Raw genomic sequence first — 6,707 nt, 5'->3', positions numbered from 1 at the left:
TTTTAGTTATTGTAGATTGTCTTCACAATACTAGGCGATACTTTTCATATCGCAACAGATCACACCATAATTGTAATTAAGCTTAAGTTAACGTATACCTTAGCTTAATTACAATATATCCACCGGCATAGTAGCGATAATATTAAAGCCTATTCCGCTCAAACCAATTTCAGAATGAATACCATCATCAACACTATCACCTGAATCTGTATCTTCCCAACTATCAATAGTTGAACCTAACTGTCCCTGCAGACCTGCTCTGATTCTAAAACCCTGATCATAATCAGAGTAATATTTTAATCCTGTTCCTAGATTCCCATAAAAACCTGAAGCAGAAGCTCTTCCACTGTCATATGATTGCCAAGCAACATTAAAACCAGCTCCAGCACTACCTACCAGATAAAGCCCTCCTGGCGTTAGAGCTTTCTCATATGTTCCCTCTATACCTAAACCCAGCATAGTTACATCACCATCATAACCACCAGAAAGAATTACAGCCCTTTCAGATTCAAAAACACGTTCCATAATTCCTCTAAATTCTAAAGTAGGTATCATTTCAGAATCACCATCAAAAGAGTAAGTTCTAGGGCTAAATCCAATCGCAGTCATTTTCTGTCGATTATAAGGAACCTCTTCAACTGTATCATACTCTTCAATCGGCTCTTCTTGCCACAATATCTTGGCTCTTGAATTATCAGCAGTTACCTGTTCTATCTCGAGCATTCCAATCTTACTATCAAATCCTGCCTCATCTTGACGCATAACATAATAGCGATAACCAGAGCGAATTCCCATCTCTGTTCCACCGAGCAGATCTACATTGTCTCGACTGACATTAGTCACAAAAGAAGTAATCGCAAAGACCTCGCGAATTGGATTGCTTAAATCATTAATTGCTGACTCTAAAGCTTCATTCCTTGCTGAAGTTCTATTATCTTCTGATGAAGAACTCCCTTCACTTTGAAAAGACTGTAATACAGTTCCAGTCTCTACATCAATCAATTGAACAGTAACTCTAGCTTCACCATCATAATCACTCCAGGACCCGCTAGTAGTCAACCGATCAATATTTCCTACAAAGATTCGATCGACTCCCAATACATTCCCAGCTTCTCCTCCTGCATCACCATCTACAAAACCGGACATTTGAAAGCGCTGCTCATCTAAAATACGAACAATCTCATTTCTGGAAATAACATCCATCCGATCCAGATCGATTAAAATCTGAGTTAAGTAATTGGATGCTGCTTGCCGATATTGATTACTCCCTTCTCCACCAAACTCCAAAACTGCAACACCATTTTCTGCAAATCCGGGAGTAGATATAACAAAAACAATCAACAAAGCTAATAAAATAGTAATTAAACTATCTCCCCCCTTCAGCAAATAATCTCCTAAAAAATCCTTTCCTGCTTCTTGATTCATTCTCAATCCCTCCTAGAAACATATTATACTATTAAATATTTTCAATAAAGAACTCTAAAGCCCTTTATAAATTTAACTTAATTACCATATTTAATATTAATATACATTAAAATACATTAAAAACTTCAGAATAACTCATTGCTTCAAATAAATTATTAAAGTATATTTTTCAAAAATAAAAAGATCTCTAAAAACCTTAAAAACAATAGATTCTCAGAACTCTTATTCTCATTTGATCTAACTAAAATTCAAGCATCAAATTCCCTCCAAATTCAAGACCACTATAATCATCATCACCAAGTTCTAAAAATCTATAACCACCTCGAGCTACTAAACTTAAATCACTACCGAGTAATTTGGCTTCTATACCTGTCTTATAACCAATATCGGAGTCTTGATCTTCAGAATAATAACCCACTGAACCAACCAAATTTATACTCTCTTCAATCATAATAGTAGCAGTACCTAAAACTCCAGTTAGAGAAATATCAACTTCATCATCTTCTTTTGTTAACCCATCTGTAGTTAAATATTCAACCTCACCACCTACTGCCAAATCTTCCAATACCCATCTTCTCAATCCTCCATATACACCAGAAACAGAATTATCAACAAAATCTAACTGATTACTACTCCCTCCTAGATAACCTTCAATCAACCCCACTCTAGTCTCTGCCAACGGATTTAACTCTTCTAATAATCCCCCTAGTGCTGCCACCGGCGAAGTAAATAAGACTAATGTCGATACAACTAACATAACAATCAATCCTTTTTTTTTCATTTTGAAACCCCTTTCTACATTTTTTATCAGATCTAATTTAACTAAATCCAATTGACTATTAATTGCTCCCGCTCTAACCTGATTTTTTCCACCAACATCATACTTTCTTTAATTTCTATATAATCTTTTATTTCTCCTCTAATTTTAAAATTTTTTGTTGGTTTTTGAAACAAAAAAACCCCTAAAATTCCAGGTGCAATCAAATAGAATAAAATAAAAGCAGCAATATAATGTAAACAGATCTTAAAGAAGTCTTTAACAGAAACAAATAATTGACTCACCTTAATATCTCGATCAAAGTTTACTGAATCAGTTTCATCTTCTTCTAAGTATACAAGCCAATCTTGATTATCATTGCAAAAATTGTAAACTGTAATAAAAATGCTAACAGTAATAAAAAACTATACCCTGCAATACTCTCCCCCAAAACAACCTAATTATCAACTGTTTATATGATATCATTCTTGAATTTATTATTGATTTGCTATTGTTTCAATTAACTTTTATATAATAAAGATTCTTTCTTTTAAATATAATGAATCTTCATTGTGTTCATAAATGACCATATAATAAGTGAACAAAATGGTCTTCGGTCATAGTCTAAGGATAAGATTAACAAGAAGTAAAACTAAATACGGATTTTACTATTGTTTTAGATTAAGACTTATGTTAGTATGATAACCGATAAAAGGCGAAAACGAAAAAGTTCAAAAGGAGTTGCTAAGACAATGAAAATGATCCTTATTATCTTCCTTCTTATAGTAGTATTAACTATAACACTACAACCATCCCCCATCACTGCTTTAGCAGACAATTCTTGGGGAAGTATAATAAGAAAAGATAATCAATCTATCAATCAAGATAATAATCCTACTGATAAAGTAAGAGACGACAATCGCCAAAGAAATAATCTAGATGATTCTGTCGCAAAAAGAAAAGAAGAGGATAAAGAAGAGATAATCACTACTGAACCAACCAATATTATGGTTTTAGTTAATAAGGAACACTCATTACCTGCTGATTATACTCCACAGGATTTAGTAATTCCTAATATTCCTTTTTCCTTTACAGAAGATTTACCAAAAAAGAAGATGAGAAAGGAAGCAGCAAAGGCATTAGAACAGCTGTTTGCTCAAGCTAAAGAAGATAATATAACTCTTATTGGTGTATCTGCTTATCGCTCTTATCAAAGACAAGAAGAAATCTTCTCTTATAATGTACGAAGAAGAGGTAAAGAACTGGCCAATAAATATAGTGCTCAGGCTGGTCATAGTGAACATCAAACAGGATTGGCTATTGATTTATCCAGTCCTAGTATTGATTATGGATTGAGTCAGAGCTTTGCGCAGACAAAGGAAGGAAAGTGGTTGGCCCGATATGCTGCTGATTATGGTTTTATTATCAGATATCCCCAAGGAAAAGAAGATATTACCGGATATCAATATGAACCATGGCATATTAGATATGTTAGCGTGGAACATGCCACCACTATTTCCAACCGCAACTTAACATTAGAAGAATATTTAGAGCAATATAGCCAGTAAATACAACCTCCAAAGACTATGTTCAGAATAATCTCAGAAGGTTATATTTTAATTCTGAAACAAATAAAAAGGTGATAGCCTGTGATCCCTTTAATATTGAAATAATTATGCTAAATTTAACCTCCAATGCAATTAAATTTACTGATAAAGGAGAGAATATCTATATTGCAGTTAAAGATACAGAAATTGGTATTCCTAAAGAGAAACAAGAGAAGATATTTAAACAGTTCGAACAAGTGGATACTTCTTTAACTAGAAATGTAAAAGGAACAGGTATTGGACTATCTAGTCAGACAATTTTATTTTTGTAATGTAGCTACTAAACGTTTAAAATTTAAAAGAATTTTAAACGTATCATTAATGTCTCGAGTTACTAAATCTGACTTTAATAAACTGTTACTTGAAGCACCTTCTGGACCCATAACTAAAATTCCTATTGCTGCCTCTTCTAACATTGGCCCATCATTACTTCCATTACCAATAGCTATTACCTCTTTACTACCTAATTTTTGAACAAAGCTTCTTTTAAAACCACTACCATCTTCAGAATCGATAACTACAAGCTCTGCATTGAGATCATTGAGTAATTTCCCCTGCTGTACCAAAAGTATCTGCTGTTAATATGTAAATTTTATAGCTATTAGCCAGTTTATTTAAGCTCTCTTTAATTCCTTTTATCAGTACACCATCACAAGCTAGCGTACCATTGAGATCAAAGACTATCTTATTAATCTCCAAAGATGATAAATTTAGGATTTCTAATTTTATTATTTTTACTCCTCCTTATAACCTTAACTTACATTCTCAATTATTTTATCATTAATGTCATCATCATTCATTATATTTATTAACTTTTTGACATATGATCCAAACTTTTCATTCCATTTATCTCTTGGATAAGGAAGGTTTATATCTATATCTCCAATCACTCGCCCAGGTCTGCTACTCATTACAATAACTCTATTCCCCAAAAGTACAGCTTCTTCCACGCTATGAGTAACAAATACAATTGTTCTCTTATCCTGCAACCAAAAATCCATCAATTCTTTCTGCATTTCTTTTCTAGTAATAGCATCTAAAGCTCCAAAGGGTTCATCCATATATATAATTTTAGGTGAAGTAGCTATAGTTCTTGCAATTGCTACTCGCTGCTGCATTCCTCCAGATAACTCATGAGGATAACTATCATTAAATCCTTTCAAACCAAATTTTAATAAAATATCATTCGCAATTTTATAACGTTCTTTTTTGGAAACCCCTCTGATTTCCAAGCCAAAAGTAACATTATCTATTATATTTCGCCAAGGTAGTAGTGTATATTGCTGAAAAACCATTCCCGTTTTAGAAATAGGTTCAGTCAACTCTTCCCCAAAAACTTTAATACTTCCTCTAGTAGGTTTAATAAGTCCTTCCATCAGCCTTAAAAGGGTAGACTTTCCGGAACCACTGGCCCCCAATATACATACAAACTCATGCTCTTTTATAGATAAATCAATCTCTTTTAAAGCTTCAACTTCTCTACTGTTTTTTACATGGAAAGTTTTACTCAATTCTTCTATTTCAATAATACCTGACATAAATCAACCCTCCCACTTTTAATTACAGTACTCTCCTTACAAGTCTTATTAGACTTTCCGTAATAAAAATCATTTGCTAAATTTAAGCCTATCACTACAGTACTTCGCAGATAACTAAATTTCTCTGCACCCCCATCTTAGTGTACAATTGATAATTGATAGTTAAATTCAAAATCATAAAACCACAAATCCTTAGACCATCAATATTTACAAAACATCCTATGTCTAAATATTTTATCTTCCAATATTTTCTTTTAACTGAGAGTATTCAATTAGACAAGCTTTGCCATTTGAAAAATTTCTTTTCTATCAATTGAAAGCTATAATCAAAAAGACCTCCAACAATACTGATCACAATCATACCAGTAATCACAACATCAGTTCTAGCAATTGTATAAGCATGAGTAATTAAATATCCAAGACCTGCTAAACTCCCAGGCAACATTTCCGCAGAGACTAAACACATCCAAGCTATACCTAATCCAACTCTCAGTCCTGTTACAATAGAGGGCAAGGATCCAGGCAATAAAACTTTCAATAAAATCTCTTTCCTACCTGCTCCCAATGTTACTGCTGAATCTAGTAAAGATTTTCGAACACTATTTACACCATAAATAGCATTGGTGAAAATAGGAAAAAATGCCCCCACAAAAATAATAAAGATCATAGCCACCTTCATATTATCCAATAATCCATATAAAGCATTTGCCCTTGTTAAATCAAATACACTAGCTAAACTAGCCACTCCAAACCAAGCCATAACTAATGGCACCCAAGCTAAAGGAGCAATCGGACGAAATATATTAACAAATACCATAGCCAATTTTTCTACTTTTTGTGAATATCCTACCATAATTCCTAGAGGAACTCCTATTATTATTGCTGCAGTATAGCCCAACAAAACTCTAGCAATACTTATCCCTGTATTTCCAAATATTGATCCTAAACCAATTAAACTAGCAGTAGGATTACTAAGTAACCTCAATACTCTATCTACAGTTGGCAATATAACTGGATTATCAATTGAAAGTGCAAGCGTCTGCCAGATTATTAGCAACAATACAGGTAATATTAAAGGAGCAAAACGATCAAATAAAATATTCATTATTTTTTTAAAAGATAATTCTTTTCTTATTTCAGTTGGAGAAAACTTCATCATCTCACCTGCTTTTTCAATTAATTTCATTATCTAACCTCCCTCATATATATTAAAACTCATTCATTCCAACCTACTATTAAACTCAAATAATAGTTTACAAATTAATATGTAACCTTATTTTTAATTTGATATTATTAATAAATTTGGTTCAACAACGACTTTTGTGATTTAATAAAAATAACATAAATTAACAGTAAAAAAAGATACAAAAAAACCGATAT

The 6,707-nt window shown here is 32.7% G+C and carries 9 protein-coding genes; 2 read left to right on the top strand and 7 right to left on the bottom strand.

Features of this window, described 5'->3' with window-relative positions:
- Window positions 1-108 precede the first annotated feature (108 nt).
- The 3 genes from MWH25_RS12235 to MWH25_RS12225 all read right to left on the bottom strand — a co-directional run bounded on the left by MWH25_RS12235 (window position 109) and on the right by MWH25_RS12225 (window position 2,487).
- Window positions 109-1,425, bottom strand: coding sequence for a CsgG/HfaB family protein (locus tag MWH25_RS12235; RefSeq protein ID WP_248627935.1), 1,317 nt, complete (start codon window positions 1,423-1,425; stop codon window positions 109-111).
- A 241-nt stretch (window positions 1,426-1,666) separates the two neighbouring features.
- A complete protein-coding gene (locus tag MWH25_RS12230) occupies window positions 1,667-2,206 on the bottom strand; it encodes a hypothetical protein (protein ID WP_248627934.1) in 540 nt (179 codons plus the stop codon).
- Between the two features lie 41 nt (window positions 2,207-2,247).
- Window positions 2,248-2,487 (bottom strand): hypothetical protein, encoded by a 240-nt coding sequence (locus tag MWH25_RS12225; RefSeq protein ID WP_248627933.1) that lies wholly within the window; start codon window positions 2,485-2,487, stop codon window positions 2,248-2,250.
- Between the two features lie 447 nt (window positions 2,488-2,934).
- Between MWH25_RS12225 and MWH25_RS12220 the strand changes: the two genes are divergently transcribed.
- Together MWH25_RS12220 and MWH25_RS12215 are read left to right on the top strand one after the other, a co-directional pair.
- Entirely contained in the window at window positions 2,935-3,750 is an 816-nt protein-coding gene (locus MWH25_RS12220; protein ID WP_248627932.1) for a M15 family metallopeptidase, read from the top strand.
- A 71-nt stretch (window positions 3,751-3,821) separates the two neighbouring features.
- On the top strand, window positions 3,822-4,061 hold the full coding sequence (locus tag MWH25_RS12215) for an ATP-binding protein (RefSeq protein ID WP_428832830.1): 240 nt from the start codon (window positions 3,822-3,824) through the stop codon (window positions 4,059-4,061).
- Here MWH25_RS12215 and MWH25_RS12210 read toward each other — a convergent pair.
- From MWH25_RS12210 to MWH25_RS12195, 4 genes are all read right to left on the bottom strand, one after another.
- Window positions 4,050-4,355, bottom strand: coding sequence for an HAD hydrolase family protein (locus MWH25_RS12210; RefSeq protein ID WP_248627931.1), 306 nt, complete (start codon window positions 4,353-4,355; stop codon window positions 4,050-4,052). The two genes, MWH25_RS12215 and MWH25_RS12210, sit on opposite strands and share 12 nt — an antisense overlap.
- A complete protein-coding gene (locus tag MWH25_RS12205) occupies window positions 4,327-4,488 on the bottom strand; it encodes a hypothetical protein (protein ID WP_248627930.1) in 162 nt (53 codons plus the stop codon). Before MWH25_RS12205 ends, MWH25_RS12210 begins: the two co-directional genes overlap by 29 nt.
- A gap of 53 nt (window positions 4,489-4,541) precedes the next feature.
- The gene (locus MWH25_RS12200; RefSeq protein ID WP_248627929.1) at window positions 4,542-5,327 is read right to left on the bottom strand and encodes an ABC transporter ATP-binding protein; all 786 of its coding nucleotides are present in this window, start codon (window positions 5,325-5,327) and stop codon (window positions 4,542-4,544) included.
- Window positions 5,328-5,595: 268 nt separating this feature from the next.
- Window positions 5,596-6,513, bottom strand: a complete 918-nt coding sequence (locus tag MWH25_RS12195; RefSeq protein WP_248627928.1) for an ABC transporter permease — start codon at window positions 6,511-6,513, stop codon at window positions 5,596-5,598.
- Window positions 6,514-6,707 lie beyond the last annotated feature (194 nt).

Source organism: Natroniella acetigena (assembly GCF_023227745.1).
GTDB lineage: Bacteria > Bacillota > Halanaerobiia > Halobacteroidales > Halobacteroidaceae > Natroniella > Natroniella acetigena.
The sequence above is the reverse complement of the archived record's forward strand: the minus strand, read 5'-3'. Positions and strand labels throughout refer to the sequence as shown.